Origin of the sequence: Streptomyces ambofaciens ATCC 23877 (assembly GCF_001267885.1) — a bacterium.
GTDB classification, from domain to species: domain Bacteria; phylum Actinomycetota; class Actinomycetes; order Streptomycetales; family Streptomycetaceae; genus Streptomyces; species Streptomyces ambofaciens.
This window is the reverse complement of the sequence record NZ_CP012382.1, coordinates 1,759,705-1,780,217: the sequence shown is the minus strand read 5'-3', so window position 1 is coordinate 1,780,217 and position 20,513 is coordinate 1,759,705. Positions and strand designations below refer to the sequence as shown.

The 20,513-nt window shown below is 71.1% G+C and carries 16 protein-coding genes; 7 read left to right on the top strand and 9 right to left on the bottom strand.

Annotated elements, in window-relative coordinates; translation table 11 throughout:
• Positions 1-16: 16 nt before the first annotated feature.
• Positions 17-1,012 carry a magnesium/cobalt transporter CorA gene (gene corA / locus SAM23877_RS08015; protein ID WP_053142268.1) on the bottom strand — a complete coding sequence of 332 codons (996 nt, stop codon included), beginning with the start codon at positions 1,010-1,012 and terminating at the stop codon, positions 17-19.
• A 61-nt stretch (positions 1,013-1,073) separates the two neighbouring features.
• Between corA and SAM23877_RS08010 the strand changes: the two genes are divergently transcribed.
• The 4 genes from SAM23877_RS08010 to mshC all read left to right on the top strand — a co-directional run bounded on the left by SAM23877_RS08010 (position 1,074) and on the right by mshC (position 4,567).
• Complete coding sequence (locus SAM23877_RS08010) at positions 1,074-1,760, top strand: histidine phosphatase family protein (protein ID WP_053128349.1); 687 nt, start codon at positions 1,074-1,076, stop codon at positions 1,758-1,760.
• An 84-nt stretch (positions 1,761-1,844) separates the two neighbouring features.
• Positions 1,845-2,435, top strand: coding sequence for a DUF3090 domain-containing protein (locus SAM23877_RS08005; RefSeq protein WP_053128347.1), 591 nt, complete (start codon positions 1,845-1,847; stop codon positions 2,433-2,435).
• Positions 2,399-3,229, top strand: coding sequence for an SCO1664 family protein (locus tag SAM23877_RS08000; protein WP_053128345.1), 831 nt, complete (start codon positions 2,399-2,401; stop codon positions 3,227-3,229). The genes SAM23877_RS08005 and SAM23877_RS08000 overlap by 37 nt, the downstream gene beginning before the upstream one ends.
• A gap of 108 nt (positions 3,230-3,337) precedes the next feature.
• Positions 3,338-4,567 carry a cysteine--1-D-myo-inosityl 2-amino-2-deoxy-alpha-D-glucopyranoside ligase gene (gene mshC / locus SAM23877_RS07995; protein ID WP_053128343.1) on the top strand — a complete coding sequence of 410 codons (1,230 nt, stop codon included), beginning with the start codon at positions 3,338-3,340 and terminating at the stop codon, positions 4,565-4,567.
• A 66-nt stretch (positions 4,568-4,633) separates the two neighbouring features.
• Here mshC and parJ read toward each other — a convergent pair whose 3' ends face one another.
• The 6 genes from parJ to SAM23877_RS07965 form a co-directional block, all read right to left on the bottom strand.
• Positions 4,634-5,617 carry a filament polymerization regulator ParJ gene (gene parJ, locus SAM23877_RS07990; protein ID WP_053128341.1) on the bottom strand — a complete coding sequence of 328 codons (984 nt, stop codon included), beginning with the start codon at positions 5,615-5,617 and terminating at the stop codon, positions 4,634-4,636.
• A gap of 156 nt (positions 5,618-5,773) precedes the next feature.
• Positions 5,774-6,445: a FadR/GntR family transcriptional regulator gene (locus SAM23877_RS07985; protein ID WP_053128339.1), complete on the bottom strand. Its 672-nt coding sequence runs from the start codon at positions 6,443-6,445 to the stop codon at positions 5,774-5,776.
• Between the two features lie 122 nt (positions 6,446-6,567).
• The gene (locus SAM23877_RS07980) at positions 6,568-8,184 is read right to left on the bottom strand and encodes a glycerol-3-phosphate dehydrogenase/oxidase (RefSeq protein WP_053128337.1); all 1,617 of its coding nucleotides are present in this window, start codon (positions 8,182-8,184) and stop codon (positions 6,568-6,570) included.
• A 17-nt stretch (positions 8,185-8,201) separates the two neighbouring features.
• A complete protein-coding gene (gene glpK, locus SAM23877_RS07975; RefSeq protein ID WP_053128335.1) occupies positions 8,202-9,740 on the bottom strand; it encodes a glycerol kinase GlpK in 1,539 nt (512 codons plus the stop codon).
• 85 nt (positions 9,741-9,825) lie between these two features.
• Positions 9,826-10,620, bottom strand: a complete 795-nt coding sequence (locus SAM23877_RS07970; protein WP_053128333.1) for an MIP/aquaporin family protein — start codon at positions 10,618-10,620, stop codon at positions 9,826-9,828.
• Positions 10,621-11,008: 388 nt separating this feature from the next.
• Positions 11,009-11,773: an IclR family transcriptional regulator gene (locus SAM23877_RS07965; RefSeq protein ID WP_053128330.1), complete on the bottom strand. Its 765-nt coding sequence runs from the start codon at positions 11,771-11,773 to the stop codon at positions 11,009-11,011.
• 430 nt (positions 11,774-12,203) lie between these two features.
• Between SAM23877_RS07965 and metH the strand changes: the two genes are divergently transcribed.
• The 3 genes from metH to SAM23877_RS07950 all read left to right on the top strand — a co-directional run bounded on the left by metH (position 12,204) and on the right by SAM23877_RS07950 (position 18,594).
• On the top strand, positions 12,204-15,716 hold the full coding sequence (gene metH / locus SAM23877_RS07960; RefSeq protein ID WP_053128328.1) for a methionine synthase: 3,513 nt from the start codon (positions 12,204-12,206) through the stop codon (positions 15,714-15,716).
• 128 nt (positions 15,717-15,844) lie between these two features.
• On the top strand, positions 15,845-16,546 hold the full coding sequence (locus SAM23877_RS07955; RefSeq protein ID WP_053128326.1) for an HAD family hydrolase: 702 nt from the start codon (positions 15,845-15,847) through the stop codon (positions 16,544-16,546).
• A gap of 443 nt (positions 16,547-16,989) precedes the next feature.
• Positions 16,990-18,594: an ABC transporter substrate-binding protein gene (locus tag SAM23877_RS07950; protein ID WP_053128324.1), complete on the top strand. Its 1,605-nt coding sequence runs from the start codon at positions 16,990-16,992 to the stop codon at positions 18,592-18,594.
• A gap of 142 nt (positions 18,595-18,736) precedes the next feature.
• Here SAM23877_RS07950 and SAM23877_RS07945 read toward each other — a convergent pair whose 3' ends face one another.
• Together SAM23877_RS07945 and SAM23877_RS07940 are read right to left on the bottom strand one after the other, a co-directional pair.
• Positions 18,737-19,408: a response regulator gene (locus tag SAM23877_RS07945; RefSeq protein ID WP_053128321.1), complete on the bottom strand. Its 672-nt coding sequence runs from the start codon at positions 19,406-19,408 to the stop codon at positions 18,737-18,739.
• A gap of 14 nt (positions 19,409-19,422) precedes the next feature.
• Positions 19,423-20,421, bottom strand: coding sequence for a RecB family exonuclease (locus tag SAM23877_RS07940; protein WP_053128319.1), 999 nt, complete (start codon positions 20,419-20,421; stop codon positions 19,423-19,425).
• Positions 20,422-20,513 lie beyond the last annotated feature (92 nt).

Genomic DNA, 20,513 nt, shown 5'->3' with positions numbered 1-20,513 from the left:
CGGACCCGCCGCCGCGCTACAGCCAGCCCCGGCTCTTGAACGTCCGGTAGAGCAGCACCTCCAGCACGGCCATCACCACGATCACCGCCGGATAACCCCACTCCCAGCGCAGCTCCGGCATGTGGTCGAAGTTCATGCCGTACACCCCCGCGACCATCGTCGGGACCGCCGCCATGGCCGCCCACGCGGAGATCTTCCGCATGTCGTCGTTCTGCCGGACGCTCGTCTGCGCCAGGTGCGCCGACAGGATGTCGGAGACCAGCCGGTCAAGGCCCTCCACGGACTCGTTCACCCGCGTGAGGTGGTCGCTCACGTCCCGGAAGAACGGCCGTGCCTTCTCGTTCACGAACGGCACCCCCGCGCCGACCGCCCCCGTCCCCGACAGCCGGGCCAGCGGCGGCGCCAGCGGACCGGTCGCCCGCCGGAACTCCAGGATCTGCCGCTTGAAGTTGTAGATCCGGGACGCGGTGTGGCGCGAGCCGCCGCCGTCCGGTGAGAAGACCTCGGCCTCCAGCTCCTCCAGGTCGTTCTGCAGCTCGACGGCCACGTCCAGGTAGTGGTCGACGGTGGCGTCGGCTATCGCGTACAGCACCGCGGTGGGGCCCTTCCCGAGCAGTTTCGGCTCCTGCTCCAGACGCTGCCGTACGGCCTTCAGCGGGGCTCCCTCGCCGTGCCGGACGACGACCACGAAGGCGTCGCCCATGAAGAGCATGAGCTCACCGGTGGACACGGCGTCGCTCTCCGCGTCGTAGACCACCGGCTTGAGGACCGCGAAGAGCGAGTCCTCGTACACCTCCAGCTTGGGCCGCTGGTGCGCCTTCAGGGCGTCCTCCACCGCCAGCGGATGCAGTCCGAACTCCTGCGTGACCAGGTCGAACTCCTCCTCCGTCGGCTCGTGCAGCCCGATCCAGACGAAGCCGCCCGCGGAGCGCGCCTCGCCGACCGCGTCGGAGAAGTCCTCGGGCCCGTCCGCGCGGTGCCCGTCCCGGTAGATGGCACAGTCGACGATCACCGAACGCATTCTCCCTTCGCCCCGGCGCCCTCGTACCGCGCCGTACGCCTACCCTGGCCGCATGCCCACGCTGATCCTGGTTAGGCACGGACGTTCCACCGCCAACACCGAGGGGCTCCTCGCCGGCTGGACGCCCGGAGTCGCCCTCGACGAACGCGGCGCCGCTCAGGCCGCCGCACTGCCCGGTCGCCTCGCCGGCCTGCCCCTCTCCGAGATCGTCGCCAGCCCGCTGCAGCGCTGCCAGGAGACGATCCGGCCCCTGCTCGACGCCCGGCCCGGACTGCGGGCGCACACCGACGAACGGATCGGGGAGTGCCACTACGGCGACTGGTCCGGCCGGAAGCTCGCCGAACTCAAGGACGAGCCGCTGATGGAGGTGGTGCAGGCGCACCCGTCCGCCGCCGCGTTCCCCGGCGGAGAGTCCATGCGCGCGATGCAGACCCGCGCCGCCGAGGCGGTGCGCGAGTGGAACGCGCGCGTGGAGCGCGACCACGGCGCCGACGCCGTGTACCTCATGTGCTCCCACGGCGACATCATCAAGTCCCTCGTCGCGGAGGCACTCGGCCTGCACCTCGACCTCTTCCAGCGGATCTCCGTCGAGCCCTGCTCCGTCACCGCGATCCGCTACACCCGGCTGCGCCCGTTCCTGGTGCGCCTGGGCGACACCGGGGACTTCGCCTCCCTGGCCCCGCGGCAGGAGCCGCCGGGCGACGAGGCCACCGTCGGTGGTGGTGCGGGCGCACCGTGATCGTCGGCCGCAGTAGGGTGAGGCGATCGCAGCAGTGACCGGCTCGGTCATTCCGCTTCTTACGACTTCTCATGGAGACAGGACGTGTCCCGTCAGGTGTTCCTCTACGACCAACCGGAACGTTTCGTGGCCGGCACGGTCGGGCTGCCCGGGCGCCGTACGTTCTTCCTCCAGGCCACCGCGGGTTCCCGGGTGACCAGCGTGGCCCTGGAGAAGACCCAGGTCGCCGCTCTCGCCGAGCGCATGGACGAACTCCTCGACGAGGTCGTGCGGCGCAGCGGCGGCAGCACCGCCGTCCCCGCCGTGGCGCCCACGGAACCCGCCGACACCGCCCCGCTGGACACCCCCGTGGAGGAGGAGTTCCGGGTCGGCACCATGGCGCTCGCCTGGGACGGCGAGGACCAGCGCATGATCGTCGAGGCCCAGGCCCTGGTGGAGCTGGACGCCGAGTCCGAGGAGGACCTGGCGGAGGCCGAGGAACGGCTCCTCCAGGACGAGGAGAACGGCCCGCCGATGCTCCGGGTCCGCCTCACCGGCGCGCAGGCCAGGGCCTTCGCCAAGCGCGCCCTCGACGTCGTCAACGCCGGGCGGCCGCCGTGCCCGCTGTGCAGCCTCCCGCTCGACCCGGAAGGACACGTATGTCCGCGCCAGAACGGATACCGCCGCGGAGCGTGACCCCCGACGCCGCGGCCGCCGAGCTGCTCGCCCGGGGCGAGCTGACCGTGCGCGGACGCATCCGTGACGCCTCCAACGCGGCCCTGTACTGCACGGTGACGCACGAGGGACGCGAGGCGGCCTGCATCTACAAGCCGGTCGCCGGCGAGCGGCCCCTGTGGGACTTCCCCGACGGCACCCTCGCCCAGCGCGAGGTCGCCGCCTACGAGGTCGCCGAGGCGACCGGCTGGGGCCTCGTACCGCCCACCGTGCTGCGCGACGGGCCGTACGGCGAGGGCATGGTCCAGCTGTGGATCGAGGCGGTGCCGGAGACGGAACTGCTCGCCCTGGTGGACACCGAGGAGCCCGGCCCCGGCTGGAAGGCCGTCGCCTTCGCCGAGGTCGGCGAGGGCCGTACCGCGCTGCTGGTGCACGCCGACGACGAGCGGCTGCGCCGGCTCGCCGTCCTGGACGCCGTACTCAACAACGCCGACCGCAAGGGCGGCCACCTGCTGCCCGCGGCCGGCGAGCGGCTGTACGGCATCGACCACGGGGTCACCTTCCACGCCGAGAACAAGCTGCGCACCCTCCTGTGGGGCTGGGCGGGCGACCCGCTGACCGCGGAGGCCGTGACGGTCCTGGACGCCCTCGGTGAGGCGCTGAAGGACGGCGACGGCCTGGGCGGCCGGCTCGGCACGCTGATCACCCCCGCCGAACTCGACGCCACGCGCGCGCGGGTCGACGCCCTGCTGGCCTCCGGGCGGCACCCCGAGCCGAGCGGGGAGTGGCCGGCCATCCCCTGGCCGCCGGTCTAGTCGCCCCACCGGGCCTGCACGTCGGCGCGTATCGCGCAAGAGCGCCTTACCGGCCGTCCGGCCCGGTCCGGTTCGTGCACGGAACATCAGTCCGGTTAGGCTCATGACATGCATGCCTGGCCCGCTTCCGAGGTCCCCGCCCTGCCTGGTCAGGGTCGCGACCTGAGGATCCACGACACCGCGACCGGAGGCCTGGTCACCCTCGACCCCGGTCCCGTCGCCCGCATCTACGTCTGCGGCATCACGCCGTACGACGCCACCCACATGGGGCACGCGGCGACCTACAACGCGTTCGACCTCGTGCAGCGCGTGTGGCTCGACAACAAGCGGCAGGTTCACTACGTCCAGAACGTCACCGACGTCGACGACCCGCTCCTGGAGCGTGCCGTGCGGGACGGCGTCGACTGGACCGCCCTCGCCGAGAAGGAGACCGCCCTCTTCCGCGAGGACATGACGGCGCTGCGGATGCTCCCGCCGCGGCACTACATAGGCGCAGTCGAGGCCATACCCGGGATCGTCCCGCTCGTCGAGCGGCTGCGGGACATCGGCGCCGCCTACGAGCTCGAGGGCGACACCTACTTCTCCGTCGAGGCGGATCCCCACTTCGGCGGCGTCTCCCACCTCGACGCGGCCGCCATGCGGCTGCTCTCCGCCGAACGCGGCGGCGACCCGGACCGGCCGGGCAAGAAGAACCCGCTCGACCCGATGCTGTGGATGGCCGCCCGCGAGGGCGAGCCCAGCTGGGACGGCGGATCGCTCGGCCGCGGACGCCCCGGCTGGCACATCGAGTGCGTGGCCATCGCCCTCGACCACCTCGGCATGGGCTTCGACGTCCAGGGCGGCGGCTCCGACCTCGCCTTCCCGCACCACGAGATGGGCGCCTCGCACGCGCAGGCGCTGACCGGCGAGTTCCCCATGGCCAAGGCGTACGTGCACGCCGGCATGGTCGGTCTCGACGGCGAGAAGATGTCGAAGTCCAAGGGCAACCTCGTCTTCGTGTCGAAGCTGCGGCACGAGGGCGTCGACCCGGCCGCGATACGGCTGACGCTGCTCGCCCACCACTACCGCTCCGACTGGGAGTGGACCGACCAGGTGCTGAGGGACGCCCTGGACCGCCTGGAGCGCTGGCGCGCCGCCGTCTCCCGGCCCGACGGGCCGCCCGCCGAGGCCCTCGTCGAGGAGATCCGCGCGGCTCTCGCCGAGGACCTGGACTCCCCGGCCGCGCTGGACGCCGTCGACCGCTGGGCCGCGCTCCAGCGGGAGAGCGGCGGCACGGACATCGGGGCTCCCGGCGTCGTCTCCCGTGCCGTCGACGCGCTGCTCGGCGTCGCCCTGTAGGAACGCGCATACGGAGAGGGGGGCGCTTCCCGCGGGAAGCGCCCCCCTCTCCGTATGCGCGTCGACTCAGTCCTCCGAGGACTCCTCGTCGTCGCCGCTCGCCTTCGGCGGTCTCGGCGGGCGGGTCCGCCCGCTCGGGTTGTCCCGCAGGAACGGTGTCTGGGGCGTGCCGTCGCCGCCGTCGGCCGTGGCGTGGCCCCCCGGTCCGGAGCCGTCCCGGCGCCGCAGGTACCGCTCGAACTCGCGGGCGATCGCCTCACCCGACGCCTCCGGCAGCTCCGCGGTGTCCCGGGCCTCCTCCAGCGACTGGACGTACTCGGCGACCTCGCTGTCCTCGGCGGCGAGCTGGTCCACCCCCGTCTGCCAGGCGCGCGCGTCCTCGGGCAGCTCGCCCAGCGGCACGCGCACGCCGATCAGGTCCTCCAGCCGGTTCAGCAGGGCCAGCGTGGCCTTCGGGTTGGGCGGCTGCGACACGTAGTGCGGCACCGCGGCCCACAGGGACACGGCCGGCACGCCCGCGTGGGTGCAGGCCTCCTGGAGGATGCCGACGATGCCCGTGGGCCCCTCGTACTTGGTCTCCTCCAGGTCCATGCGCCGGGCCAGGTCGGCGTCCGACGTGGTTCCGCTGATCGGGACCGGACGAGTGTGCGGGGTGTCGCCCAGCAGGGCGCCCAGGACGACCACCAGCTCGACGCCCAGCTCATGGGCGAAGCCGAGCAGTTCGTTGCAGAACGAGCGCCAGCGCATGGACGGTTCGATACCGCGGACCAGGACGAGGTCGCGCGGTGTGTCGCCGCCGACCCGGACCACCGACAGCCTGGTCGTCGGCCAGGTGATCTTGCGGACACCGTCCTCCATGAACACCGTGGGCCGGTTGACCTGGAAGTCGTAGTAGTCCTCGGCGTCCAGCGCCGCGAACACCTCGCCCTTCCACTCGCGGTCGAGATGCGCGACCGCGGTGGAGGCGGCGTCACCGGCATCGTTCCAGCCCTCGAACGCGGCCACCATGACCGGGTCGACCAGCTCGGGAACCCCCTCGAGCTCGATCACCCAGCGCCTCCTTCCGACGTACCCTCGCGTACCCCCCAACCTTACGGCGTGCGGAGGGGCCCTCCGCAGCCCCCTTGCGCGGGCTGGTGAACGGATCACTGCCCCGTTCCCGGCGCCCGGACACCCGACGCGCCACCGCACCACCGGCCGGGACGTTCAGAGGCTGGAACGCAGCCACTGCTCCACGGACGCGATGTGCACCGTCGCCCACGAACGCGCCGCCTCCGCGTCCCGGTCGCGCAGCGCGGCGAGGATCGCGCGGTGCTCGTGCAGGGTGCGGCCGACCGCGTCCTCCTGGGTGAGGCCGCGCCAGACCCGGGCCCGGGTGGTGGGGCCGGACAGCCCGTCGAGGAGGGAGCACAGGACCGAGTTGCCCGACGCTCCCGCGATGCTCCGGTGGAACTCAAGGTCGCAGGCGACCAGTTCCTCCACCGACGGTTCGGTGCCGAGGGCGTCCAGGCGGGCGGCGAGCGCGTCCAGTTCCCGCTCGCTGATCCGGGCGGCCGCCAGCGCGGTCGCGGCCGGCTCCAGCATGCGGCGCACGGCGAGGAACTCCAGCACCGTGTCGTCGCGGTGGAAGTCGACGACGAAGCTGAGGGCCTCCAGCAGGAGTTGCGGGTCCAGGCTGGTGACATAGGTGCCGTCGCCCTGGCGCACGTCCAGGATCCGGATCAGGGAGAGTGCGCGCACGGCCTCGCGCAGGGAGTTGCGGGACAGGCCGAGGGCGGCGGCGAGCTCGCTCTCCCTGGGCAGCCGGTCACCCGGCCGCAGCGCGCCGGAGACGATCATGTCCTTGATCTTCTCGATCGCCTCGTCGGTGACCGCCACGGCCGACCTCCCTGTGTCCGGGATGCCGCTCAGACATCCGATGTCTCAGGACATTATGGGGGTCTCACGGACCGCCGCCCGCCGCCCACCGGTGGTGCGCCGGTGGGCGGCGGACGGGGGTCTCACTTCTCGTCGAGCAGGTCCTGGACCTTCGCGCGGACGTCGTCCGTGGCCAGGCCGCGGATCGTCAGCGTCGTCCGGCGGCGCAGCACGTCGTCCGGCGTCTGGGCCCACTCGTTGTCCCGCGCCCACACGACCTGTGCCCAGATCTCCGGGGCGTCCGGGTGGACGCGCGTGGCCAGCTCCGGGTTCTCGTTGGCGAGCCGGGCGATGTCGAAGGCCAGCGAACCGTAGTGGGTGGCCAGGTGCCTGGCGGTGTCCGCCGCCATGCGGGGGCCGGGCGCCGGGCCGTCCACCAGCAGCCGGTGGGCGACCGCGCGCGGGTTGGCGACGCCGGGCAGCGGCAGCTTCTTCGGCAGCGAGGCGATCGGCTCGAAGTCGTCGCCCAGGGGGTGGCCCGGCAGCGCCTCCAGCTTCTTCATGACCGTACGGCCGATGTGGCGGAAGGTGGTCCACTTGCCGCCGGCGACGGACAGCATGCCGCCCCGGCCCTCGGTGACGACCGTCTCGCGCTTCGCCTTCGCGGTGTCACCGGGACCGCCCGGCAGCACGCGCAGACCCGCGAAGGAGTACGTGATCAGGTCCCGGTCGAGCTGCTGGTCGCGGATGGAGAACGCGGCCTCGTCGAGGATCTGGGCTATGTCCTTTTCGTTGACCGAGACGTCCCCCGGGTCGCCCTCGAACTCCTCGTCGGTCGTGCCGAGCAGCAGCATGTCCTCCCAGGGGAGGGCGAAGGTGATCCGGTACTTGTCGATCGGCGTGGCGAGCGCGGCCTTCCAGGGGGCGGTGCGCTTGAGCACCAGGTGCGCGCCCTTGGACAGGCGGATGGACGGCGCGGCGTCCGGGTCCTCCATCCGGCGCAGGTGGTCGACCCAGGGACCGGTGGCGTTGAGCACCAGGCGGGCGTTCACCCCGAACTCGTCGCCGGACATCCGGTCCCTGAGCTCGGCGCCGGTCACCCGGCCCCGGGTGAACCGCAGGCCGGTCACCTCGGCGTGGTTCAGGACGACCGCGCCGGACTCGACCGCCGCGCGGACGGTCATCAGGGCCATGCGGGCGTCGTTCATCTGGTCGTCGCCGTACACGGCCACGGCCTTGAGGTTGTCGGTGCGCAGCTCCGGCACGTCCTGCGCGGCCTTGGCCGGGGAGAGCAGGTGGCCGACGCCGTCACCGAAGGCGGACAGGGCCGAGTACGCGAAGACGCCGGCCCCCAGCTTCGCCGCGCCGTGCGGCCCGCCCTTGTACACGGGGAGGTAGAAGGTGAGCGGGTTCGCCAGGTGGGGGGCCACCTGGCGGGAGACCGCACGGCGCTCGAAGTGGTTCTCCGCCACCAGCTTCACCGCGCCGGTCTGCAGGTAGCGCAGTCCGCCGTGGAGCAGCTTGGAGGAGGCTGAGGAGGTGGCGCCGGCGAAGTCGCCGGCGTCGACCACGGCCACCCTGAGGCCGGACTGCGCGGCGTGCCAGGCGGTGGAGATGCCGAGGATGCCGCCGCCGATCACGAGAAGGTCGTACGACGCCTTGGAGAGCTGCTCCCGGGTCTCGGCCCGGCTCGGGTTGGAGCCGGAGGCCGAGTGCGTCCCCAGGGCAGGCACGGACTGCAGGGTGGGCTGAGTGGTCATTGCGGTCTTGCTCCTAGTCAGTCTTCGTCGGCGATCCAGCCCATGGTCCGCTCGACGGCCTTGAGCCAGCTCTTGTACTCACGGTCGCGGGTCTCCGCGTCCATGCGGGGGGTCCACTCGGCGGCCCGTCGCCAGTTGGCGCGCAGGTCGTCGGTGCTGTTCCAGAAGCCGACGGCCAGACCGGCGGCGTAGGCGGCGCCGAGGCAGGTGGTCTCGGCAACCATCGGGCGCACCACGGGGGCGTCCACGAAGTCGGCGAGGGTCTGCATCAGCAGGTTGTTGGAGGTCATGCCGCCGTCGACCTTGAGGGCGGTCAGCTCCACCCCGGAGTCCTTCGTCATGGCGTCCGCGATCTCGCGGGTCTGCCAGGCGGTGGCCTCCAGGACGGCGCGCGCGAGGTGCGCCTTGGTGACGTACCGGGTGAGACCGGCGATCACACCGCGGGCGTCGGAGCGCCAGTACGGGGCGAACAGACCGGAGAAGGCCGGCACGAAGTAGGCGCCGCCGTTGTCCTCGACGGTGAGGGCGAGGGTCTCGATCTCGGCGGCGGTGGAGATCAGGCCCATCTGGTCGCGCATCCACTGCACCAGCGAACCGGTGACGGCGATCGAGCCCTCCAGGGCGTAGACCGTGTCCTGGTCGCCGATCTTGTAGCCGACGGTGGTGAGCAGGCCCGAGTAGGAGTTGATGAGCTTGTCACCGGTGTTCATCACCATGAAGGTGCCGGTGCCGTAGGTCGACTTGGTCTCGCCCTCGGAGAAGCAGGTCTGGCCGAACAGGGCCGCCTGCTGGTCGCCGAGCGCGGAGGCCACCGGGATGCCGCCGAGCAGCTCGCCCAGCCTGCCGCCCGTGATCTCGCCGTAGACCTCGGCGGAGGAGCGGATCTCGGGGAGCATCTGCGTCGGCACGCCGATCGACTCGGCGATCTTCTCGTCCCACTGCATGGTGTGCAGGTTCATCAGCATGGTGCGGGAGGCGTTGGTGACGTCGGTGACGTGCTTGCCGCCGTTCACCCCGCCGGTCAGGTTCCAGATGACCCAGGTGTCCATGGTGCCGAAGAGCAGGTCGCCCGCGTCGGCGCGCTCGCGCAGGCCCTCCACGTTGTCGAGCAGCCAGCGTGCCTTGGGACCGGCGAAGTAGGAGGCGAGGGGCAGGCCGGTCTCGCGGCGGAAGCGGTCCTGGCCGACGTTGCGCCCGAGCTCCCGGCACAGGGCGTCGGTGCGGGTGTCCTGCCAGACGATGGCGTTGTGGACGGGCTCGCCGGTGTTCTTGTCCCAGACCAGCGTGGTCTCACGCTGGTTGGTGATGCCGATGGCCTTGATGTCGTCGCGGGTGATGCCGGCCTTCTCGACCGCCCCGGCGACGACCTCCTGGACGTTGGTCCAGATCTCGGTGGCGTCGTGCTCGACCCAGCCCGGCTTGGGGAAGATCTGCTCGTGCTCCTTCTGGTCGACGGAGACGATGCGTCCGTCGCGGTCGAAGACGATGCAGCGCGAGGAGGTGGTGCCCTGGTCGATCGCGGCGATGAAGGGGCCTGCGGTGTGGGCGTCGGTCACTGTGTGCTCCTGGGGTTCCGTGGTGGGGTGGCCGGTGCGTACGGCGCGTGTACTGCGGCTCGATGATGACCGAGCGGAGGTCCGCTCAGGCGAACGCGACGTTGTAGACACCTCCGGCGATCGCACCGCCGATCAGCGGGCCGACGACCGGTATCCAGGCGTAGGACCAGTCGGAGCCGCCCTTGTTGGGCAGGGGCAGCAGGGCGTGCACGATGCGCGGGCCGAGGTCACGGACCGGGTTGATCGCGTAGCCCGTCGGGCCGCCGAGGGACAGGCCGATCGAGACCACCACGAACGCGGTGACCAGGGCGCCCAGGATGCCCAGGCCGTTGCCCTCGTCGTTGAGGCCCTGGGTGAGGATGGCGAGCAGCAGGACGAAGGTGCCGATGATCTCGGTGGCGAGGTTCTGCACCGTGTGCCGGATCTCGGGGCCGGTGGAGAAGACGCCGAGGACGGGGCCGGCGCCCTTCTCCTGGGCCTCGACGGCCTTGGCCGTCGTGTCCTGCGCGCCGGGACCGCCGACGATCTCCCGGTCGGTGAGGTGGGCCTGGAACTGGCCGTAGTAGGCGATCCAGACCAGGACCGCGCCGATCATGGCGCCGAGGAGCTGACCCGCGAAGTAGGTCGGGGTGTTGCTCCAGTCACCGTCCTTGATCGCGATGCCGACCGTGACGGCCGGGTTGAGGTGGGCACCGGAGAGCGGACCCGAGATGTACGCCGCCGTCATGACGGCGAAGCCCCACCCGAAGGTGATGGCGAGCCATCCGGCGTTGCGGGCCTTGGAGGCCTTGAGCGTCACGGCGGCGCAGACACCGCCGCCGAGCAGGATGAGTATGGCGGTACCGATGGTCTCGCCGATGAAGATGTCGGAGCTGGACACCCGCGACTCCTTTGTCCTTCGTCCAGGGGAAGCCGAACCCCGGGTCCCTCCGGGTGTTCCGGCGCCCTCGGTGTGAGAGCGATGGCGGCCCTTGGCGTTGTCACACTCTAACGCGTATTGCCGGTAGGTGTTCGACAATGCCGACCGATGGACGCGAGTCTCGCTTCGCCGTCACACATGCGTCAAGAGCTCTGTAATCGAAAGCACGATCGTTATTGATCGTCGCGGGTTATCGGTTCACGGGGCCGGGCGGACGACGGGCGGACCGGCTCCGCGGGTGCGCGTCCGCGCGGGTGGGAATCCCTGGCGGGTCCGCCCCGGGACGCACGTGAGGACCGGGACGCCGTCCGGCGTCCCGGTCCTCACGATCGTGTCCGCGGCCGGGCGTCTAGAAGCGCCCGGCGCCCAGGTCCCGCGACACCGCGCGGGCGCAGTCCCGCACCGCCGCGACCAGCTCGGGCCGCAGCTCGCCGTCCCGGCACAGCCGCTCCACGGCCCCGGTGATGCCGACCGCTCCGACCGGCATGCGCCTGCGGTCGTGGATGGGTGCGGCGATGGAGGCGACACCCTCCCAGGTCTCCTCGACGTCGGCCGCGTAGCCACGCGCGCGCGTGATGTCCAGGATGCTCTCGAAACCGTCCGGCTCGCAGACGGTCCGGTCCGTGAACGCCTTGCGGTCGGCCTCCAGCGCCTCGCTGTGCGCGACCGGGTCGTACGCCGACAGCACCTTGCCCAGGGCCGTGGAGTGCAGGGGCTGCATGGCCCCGATCTCCAGGACCTGCCGGCTGTCGTCCGGCCGGAAGACGTGGTGCACGATCAGGACGCCCTGCTGGTGCAGGACGCCCAGGTGGACGCTCTCGCCGCTGGAGCGCGCCAGGTCGTCCGTCCACACCAGGGCGCGGGCCCGCAGCTCGTGCACGTCGAGGTAGGTGGTGCCCAGGCGCAGCAGCTCGGCGCCGAGCTGGTAGCGCCCGGACGCGTCGTCCTGCTCCACGAAGCCCTCCTGCTGGAGGGTGCGCAGGATGCCGTGGGCGGTGCCTTTGGCCAGTCCCAGCGACGAGGCGATGTCCGACAGGCCGAGCCGCCGCTCGCCGCCCGCGAGCAGGCGCAGCATCGCGGCCGCCCGTTCGAGCGACTGGATGTTCCGTGCCATCGACGTACTGCCTCCGTCCCCTTCGACTGCCGACCTCGGCGACGCTGACGTCGTTCGGCAATGCCGAACACTACCGGTCGATGCCGACCTCCCGCTAATGGTCGGTGGGCAACTGTTGCACTTCGGCCACGCGGCGGTGGCCCGTATCCCTTCCCGCGGGCCCTCTCCCTGGGGGCGCGCGGGGCCGTCACCGGGCCGCCGGGGGCCGTCGGTGGGCCGTCGCCGGGCGCGGCGCGGGCCGGTCCTCGCGCCGGAAGGTCACTCCTTCGGCGGCTGTCCGCCCCGCCATCCGCGTCCGTGTCGTGGACGCCCTGACCGTGGACCTCCGGTCCCGGCTACCCTGGCGGCGTGCGTCCTCCCCGGGACGTTCCCTGCGGAAGGTCCCGGGCAGCGCAAAGCCGACAGCCGTCGCATCCTAGGGAGCCCCTTCATGGCCTCGTCGCCGTCCACCCCTTCCGCCGACACCCGGACCCGTGTGTCCGCCCTGCGCGAGGCGCTCGCCACCCGTGTGGTGGTCGCCGACGGCGCGATGGGCACCATGCTCCAGGCGCAGAACCCCTCGCTGGACGACTTCCAGCAGCTGGAGGGCTGCAACGAGGTCCTGAACCTGACCCGGCCCGACATCGTGCGCTCGGTGCACGAGGAGTACTTCGCCGCCGGTGTGGACTGCGTGGAGACCAACACCTTCGGCGCGAACCATTCGGCTCTCGGCGAGTACGACATCCCCGAAAGGGTCCACGAGCTGTCGGAGGCCGGCGCGCGGGTGGCCCGCGAGGTCGCCGACGAGTTCGCCGCCCGGGACGGCCGGCAGCGCTGGGTGCTCGGCTCCATGGGCCCCGGCACCAAGCTCCCCACCCTCGGCCACGCCCCCTACCAGATCCTGCGCGACGCCTACCAGCGCAACGCCGAGGGGCTGGTGGCGGGCGGCGCGGACGCGCTGCTGGTGGAGACCACCCAGGACCTGCTCCAGACCAAGGCGTCCGTGCTCGGCGCCCGGCGCGCCCTGGACGCCCTCGGCCTCGACGTCCCGGTGATCGTGTCCGTGACGGTCGAGACCACCGGGACGATGCTCCTCGGTTCCGAGATCGGCGCCGCCCTGACCGCGCTGGAGCCGCTCGGCATCGACATGATCGGGCTGAACTGCGCGACCGGTCCGGCCGAGATGAGCGAGCACCTGCGCTACCTGGCCCGCCACTCCCGCATTCCGCTGTCCTGCATGCCCAACGCCGGTCTGCCCGTCCTCGGCAAGGACGGCGCCCACTACCCGCTGACCGCGCCGGAGCTGGCGGACGCCCAGGAGACCTTCGTCCGCGAGTACGGCCTCTCGCTGGTGGGCGGCTGCTGCGGCACCACGCCCGAACACCTGCGGCAGGTCGTGGAGCGGGTCCGCGGCACCGCGCCGACCGAGCGGCACCCGCGCCCGGAGCCGGGCGCGGCCTCCCTCTACCAGTCGGTGCCCTTCCGCCAGGACACGTCGTACCTGGCGATCGGCGAGCGGACGAACGCGAACGGGTCCAAGAAGTTCCGCGAGGCCATGCTGGACGGCCGCTGGGACGACTGCGTGGAGATCGCCCGCGACCAGATCCGCGAGGGCGCGCACATGCTGGACCTGTGCGTGGACTACGTGGGCCGCGACGGGGTGGCCGACATGGAGGAGCTGGCCGGTCGGTTCGCGACCGCCTCGACGCTGCCGGTCGTGCTGGACTCCACCGAGGTGGAGGTGATCCGGGCCGGTCTGGAGAAGCTGGGCGGCCGCGCGGTGATCAACTCCGTCAACTACGAGGACGGCGACGGTCCCGAGTCCCGCTTCGCCAAGGTCACCGCGCTGGCGCGGGAGCACGGCGCCGCGCTGATCGCGCTGACCATCGACGAGGAGGGGCAGGCCCGCACCGCCGAGAAGAAGGTCGAGATCGCCGAACGGCTGATCGAGGACCTGACCGGCAACTGGGGCATCCACGAGTCGGACATCCTCGTCGACTGTCTGACCTTCACCATCTGCACCGGTCAGGAGGAGTCCCGCAAGGACGGCATCGCCACCATCGAGGGCATCCGGGAGCTGAAGCGGCGCCACCCGGACGTGCAGACCACCCTCGGTCTGTCGAACATCTCCTTCGGCCTCAACCCGGCCGCCCGCATCCTGCTGAACTCCGTCTTCCTGGACGAGTGCGTGAAGGCCGGCCTGGACTCGGCGATCGTGCACGCCTCGAAGATCCTGCCGATCGCCCGCTTCGACGAGGAGCAGGTCACCACCGCCCTCGACCTGATCCACGACCGCCGCCGCGAGGGCTACGACCCGCTGCAGAAGCTCATGCAGCTCTTCGAGGGCGCCACCGCGAAGTCGCTGAAGGCGTCCAAGGCCGAGGAGCTGGCCGCGCTCCCGCTGGAGGAGCGGCTCAAGCGGCGCATCATCGACGGCGAGAAGAACGGCCTGGAGCAGGACCTGGACGCGGCCCTCCAGGAGCGTCCGGCCCTCGACATCGTCAACGAGACCCTGCTGGACGGCATGAAGGTCGTCGGCGAGCTCTTCGGGTCCGGTCAGATGCAGCTGCCGTTCGTGCTCCAGTCCGCCGAGGTCATGAAGACCGCGGTGGCCCACCTGGAGCCGCACATGGAGAAGACCGACGACGACGGCAAGGGCACGATCGTGCTGGCCACCGTCCGCGGCGACGTGCACGACATCGGCAAGAACCTCGTCGACATCATCCTGTCGAACAACGGCTACACCGTCGTCAACCTCGGCATCAAGCAGCCCGTCTCCGCCATCCTGGAGGCGGCCGAGGAGCACCGAGCCGACGTCATCGGCATGTCCGGGCTCCTGGTCAAGTCCACGGTGATCATGAAGGAGAACCTGGAGGAGCTCAACCAGCGCAAGCTGGCCGCCGACTACCCGGTGATCCTCGGCGGCGCGGCCCTCACCCGGGCCTACGTCGAGCAGGACCTGCACGAGATCTACGACGGCGAGGTCCGCTACGCCCGCGACGCCTTCGAGGGCCTGCGGCTGATGGACGCGCTGATCGGCATCAAGCGGGGCGTGCCCGGCGCGCAGCTGCCCGAGCTGCGCCAGCGCCGCGTGCGGGCGGCCACGGTGGAGGTCGAGGAGCGGCCCGAGGAGGGACACGTCCGCTCCGACGTCGCCGTCGACAACCCCGTCCCCGAGCCGCCCTTCCGGGGCACGCGCGTCGTCAAGGGCATCCAGCTCAAGGAGTACGCGTCCTGGCTCGACGAGGGCGCCCTGTTCAAGGGCCAGTGGGGCCTCAAGCAGGCCCGCACCGGCGAGGGGCCGTCGTACGAGGAACTGGTCGAGACCGAGGGCCGGCCGCGGCTGCGCGGGCTGCTGGACCGGCTCCAGACGGAGAACCTGCTGGAGGCGGCCGTGGTCTACGGCTACTTCCCCTGCGTCTCCAAGGACGACGACCTGATCGTCCTCGACGACGCGGGCAACGAGCGCACCCGCTTCACCTTCCCGCGCCAGCGCCGCGGCCGGCGGCTGTGCCTCGCGGACTTCTTCCGCCCGGAGGAGTCCGGCGAGACCGACGTCGTCGGCTTCCAGGTCGTCACCGTCGGCTCCCGGATCGGCGAGGAGACGGCCCGGATGTTCGAGGCCAACGCCTACCGCGACTACCTCGAACTGCACGGACTGTCGGTCCAGCTCGCCGAGGCCCTCGCCGAGTACTGGCACGCGCGCGTGCGCTCCGAGCTCGGCTTCGCGGGGGAGGACCCCGCCGAGATGGAGGACATGTTCGCCCTGAAGTACCGGGGCGCCCGCTTCTCCCTCGGCTACGGCGCCTGCCCCGACCTGGAGGACCGCGCCAAGATCGCCGACCTGCTGCGGCCGGAACGCATCGGGGTCCACCTGTCGGAGGAGTTCCAGCTCCACCCCGAGCAGTCCACCGACGCCATCGTGATCCACCACCCGGAGGCCAAGTACTTCAACGCCCGCTGAGGCCCCCCCGTACCCGCCGCACGGGCCACACCAGGCGTTCTCGACCCGTACGACGTACACTGGTCGGTCCACCGCAGGCCGGTTCCCCCGTGGGAACCGGCCTGATCGTCCCTCAAGGAGGTACGTGGATGACCAGTACGGTCCCCGCACTCGGAACCCGTACGGCCGAAGGCTCCGCCCTGCAGGCCGTGCTGCTCGACATGGACGGCACCCTGGTGGACACCGAGGGCTTCTGGTGGGACGTCGAGGTGGAGGTCTTCGCCTCCCTCGGTCACACCCTGGACGACTCGTGGCGCCATGTGGTCGTCGGCGGTCCCATGAGCCGCAGCGCCGGCTTCCTGATCGAGGCGACCGGGGCCGACATCACCCTCGCCGAGCTGAGCGTGCTGCTCAACGACGGCTTCGAGCAGCGCATCGACCGCGCCCTGCCGCTCATGCCGGGAGCCGCCCGGCTGCTCGCCGAGCTCGCCGCGCACGAGATCCCCACGGCCCTGGTCTCCGCCTCGCACCGACGCATCATCGACCGCGTCCTCGCCTCGCTCGGCCCCCAGTACTTCGCCCTCACCGTCGCCGGCGACGAGGTGCCCCGCACCAAGCCGCACCCCGACCCGTACCTGGCCGCCGCGACCGGACTCGGCGTGGACCCGGCCCGGTGCGCCGTCGTGGAGGACACCGCGACCGGGGTCGCCGCCGCCGAGGCCGCGGGCTGCCACGTCGTGGCCGTGCCCTCGGTCGCGCCCATCACCCCGGCGCTCCGGCGCACGGTGGTCGGCTCGCTGGAAGAGGTCGACCTGGCATTTCTGCGCGGCCTGATCACACGAATGCGCTAGGTGTTCACCGAGCGTGCGGCGCCGATAACGCGGTAATTCCGGGAACTGCGTGTCCGCGTCAACAGGGGGAGACGGGTGGGGAATTGCGGCCGTTCAGGATGGCTGAATAGGAGCACTCGTCGACCCGACCGAAGTGTGACGTTCGCCACCTTGCGCGGGGTCGACATGAGGGCGTAGGTGTGCTGTTCCGGGCTTGGCGAACGTTGTCGAGGCGCCCTTGTGTCCTGATTGGTGAAAGCCTGCACTAATCCTTCCACTGTCGGGTTTTCGGTGTGTCCGCACCCGGTTTCGCTCCGTGATGAGCCCTCAACTCCACTGGCTGCGAACCCCCGTGCGGGCGCGGACTAATCTCGTCGCGAGAACATCGGCCACTACCCCCGTGATCCGCCGCGACACCCCTGCATGCCGGATACACGGACCGACAGCTCTGGAGAAACTCGAGCATGAACCGCAAGACTTTGGTGCTGCCGGCCGTCGTCGGCCTGCTCGCGCCGGTGCTCGCCGCCTGCGGCGACTCCGACAGCGGCAGCGGCGGCGGGGACGCGATCGTCGTCGGCACCACGGACCGGTTCACCGCCTCCGAGGACGCACCCGCGCCCCTCGACCCGGCGTTCGCCTACGACGTCGGCACCTGGAACATCCTGCGTCAGACCACGCAGACCCTGATGATCCAGCCCCGCGGCGACGGTGAACCCGTGCCCGAGGCCGCCGAGCAGTGCGGTTTCACCGACACCGGCAACGAGCGCTACTCGTGCACCCTGCGTGACGGTCTGAAGTTCGCCAACGGCGACGCCGTCACCGCGGAGGACGTGAAGTACTCCATCGAGCGCGCCCTGTCCATCAAGGCGGACAGCCAGGTGTTCGGTCTGCTCTCGACCGTCGACACGATCGAGACGCAGGGCGACAGCGAGGTCATCTTCCACCTCAAGACCGCCGACGCCACCTTCCCGTACAAGCTGTCGACCCCGGTCGCCGGCATCGTCAACCCGGACGACTACGAGAAGGGCAAGCTGCGCGAGGGCTTCGAACTGGACGGCTCCGGGCCGTACACGATGAAGGCCGAGGTCGAGGGCGACGAGATGACCAAGGCCGTGTTCACCAAGAACCCCGACTACAAGGGGAGTCTCACGGTGAACAACGACAAGGTCGAGGTCGTGTCGTTCGAGGACGCCGACGCCATGGGCAAGGCGCTCGACAAGGGTGACATCGACGTGATGACCCGTGCGATGACGCCGGACCAGATCCAGAAGCTCTCCAACGCCACGGACTCCGACGTCGACCTGGTCGAGGTGGCCGGTCTCGAGATCCGCTACCTGGGCTTCAACACGGACGCGGCGACGGTGAAGGACAAGGCCGTCCGCCAGGCGATGGCCCAGCTCATCAACCGCAGCGAACTCGTCTCCGCGGTCTACGGCTCCCAGGCCGAACCGCTGTACTCGATGGTCCCGGCCACCATCACCGGCCACTCCAACTCGTTCTTCAACAAGTACGGCGACCCGAGTACGGACAAGGCCAAGGGCCTGTTGGAGGACGCGGGCGTCAACACGCCCGTGAAGCTCACGATGCACTACACGACGGACCACTACGGTGCCGCCACCAAGCAGGAGTTCGAGCAGCTGCAGAAGCAGTTGAACGACAGCGGTCTCTTCGACGTCGACATCCAGGGGGCTCCCTGGGACAAGTTCCGCCCGGCGGAGCTGAAGGGCGAGTACGACGTCTTCGGCATGGGCTGGTTCCCCGACTTCCCGGACGCCGACAGCTTCATCGCGCCGTTCCTCGACAAGGACAACACCCTCAACTCGCCGTACGCGAACCCGCAGATCCGCAACACCCTGATCCCCGAGTCCCGTCGTGAGGCCGACCGGCTCTCCGCCGTGGACAGCCTCAACGAGATCCAGGAGATCACCGCCACCGACGTCCCGGTGATCCCGCTGTGGCAGGGCAAGCAGTACGTCGCCGCACGCGACGACATCACGGGCACGGCCTACGTCCTCAACTCCTCCTCCACCCTCCAGGTGTGGGAGCTGGGCCGGGGCGTGAGCGGCTGACGTCCCCGCCGGACACGACCCGAAGGGCGCCCTCTTCCCGTGGGAAGAGGGCGCCCTTCGTGGTGACGGGGTGAGGGCTCGTGCCGCGGGTCGGGCGCTGTGCCTCGTACGGGTCGTGCCGCATAGGAGCCCGGCCGGCCTGCTACTGCGCGCCGGGACGGACCAGACCGCTCTCGTACGCGTACACCGCGGCCTGCACCCGGTCGCGCAGGCCCAGCTTGGTCAGCACGTGACCGACGTGGGTCTTGACCGTGGTCTCGCTGACGAAGAGGTCGGCGGCGATCTCCGCGTTGGACAGACCGCGGGCCACCAGCTTCAGCACCTCGACCTCACGCTCGGTGAGGGTGTGCAACGTGTTCGGCACGGGGTCGTCCCCGGAGGGCAGATGCGTGGCGTACTTGTCGAGCAGCCGCCGGGTGATGCTCGGCGCGAGCATCGCCTCGCCGTTCGCCACCACGCGGATGGCCTGCACCAGTTCGTTGGCCGGGGCGTCCTTCAGCAGGAAGCCGCTGGCGCCCGCCTTCAGCGCCTCCACCACGTACTCGTCGAGGTCGAAGGTGGTCAGCACCAGCACCTTCGCCGGGCCGTCCCGCTCGGGCCCGGTGATCTGCCGGGTCGCCTCGACACCGTCCATCCGCGGCATGCGGATGTCCATCAACACCACATCGGGCTGGAGCGCCCGCACCTGGTCGAGTGCCTGGAGGCCGTCTCCGGCCTCGCCGACGACCGCGAGGTCCTGCTCCGCCTCCAGAATCATCCGGAAGCCCGTGCGCAGCAGCGGCTGGTCGTCGACCAGTAGGACGCGGATGGCCACGTAAGTCTCCTTCGCTAGTCCGGCCCCATTCTGCCCTGTCCGCCGTCACCGGGGTCGGCCGCCCTCACGGGCAGTGGATAGGGCGGGGGAGTGCCGCCGAACTCCGGACAGTGCGCCTGGTGGTCGCACCAGCCGCACAGCTTGGTGGGCCGCGGGCGCCAGTCGCCCGTCTCGGTCGCCAGCCGGATGGCCTCCCACAGCGCCAGCAGTTTGCGCTCGACCCGCTCCAGGTCGGCGAGGACCGGATCGTAGGTGAGCACGTCACCACTGCCGAGATAGACGAGCTGCAGTCGGCGCGGGACGACCTTCTTCAGCCGCCACACCACCAGGGCGTAGAACTTCATCTGGAACAGGGCGCCTTCGGCGTACTGCGGCCGGGGCGCCTTGCCCGTCTTGTAGTCGACGATCCGCACCTCGCCGGTGGGGGCCACGTCGACCCGGTCGATGATGCCGCGCAGACGCAGACCCGAGTCCAGCTCGGTCTCCACGAACAGCTCCCGCTCGGCGGGCTCCAGCCGGCTCGGGTCCTCAAGGGTGAACCAGCGTTCGACGAGCCGCTCGGCCTCGCCGAGCCACTGCGCCAGCCGCTCGCCCGCCGGGTCGTCGGCGAACAGCTCCCCGACCTCCGGCCTGCTCTCCCGCAGACGGTCCCACTGACCGGGGACCAGGGCCTTCGCCCGCGGTGCGGTGCGCTCGGCCGCCGGGGCGTCGAAGAGCCGCTCGAGCACCGCGTGCACCAGGGTGCCCCTGGTCGCGGCCTCGCTCGGCTTCTCCGGGAGGCGGTCGATGACCCGGAACCGGTACAGCAGCGGGCACTGCATGAAGTCGCCGGCCCGGGAGGGCGAGAGCGAGGCGGGCGCCACGGCCGCGGGGGTGGGCGCGGGGGCCGCGGCGGCCACGTCCGCCGCCGCGCCGGTCGTCGGGCCCGCGGGGCCCGAGAGGCCCGTCGCCGTCATCGCCGGTCGGGCGGCCCCACCGGCGTCCTCCGCGACATCCTCGATGCTCGTCTCCATGCCCACAGACCTTACGGCCCGCGACTGACAGTGCCCCCGCCCCGCGGCTCCGACCCGTGCGACAGAAGGGGAGCACGGGGGTGCCGGAGCCA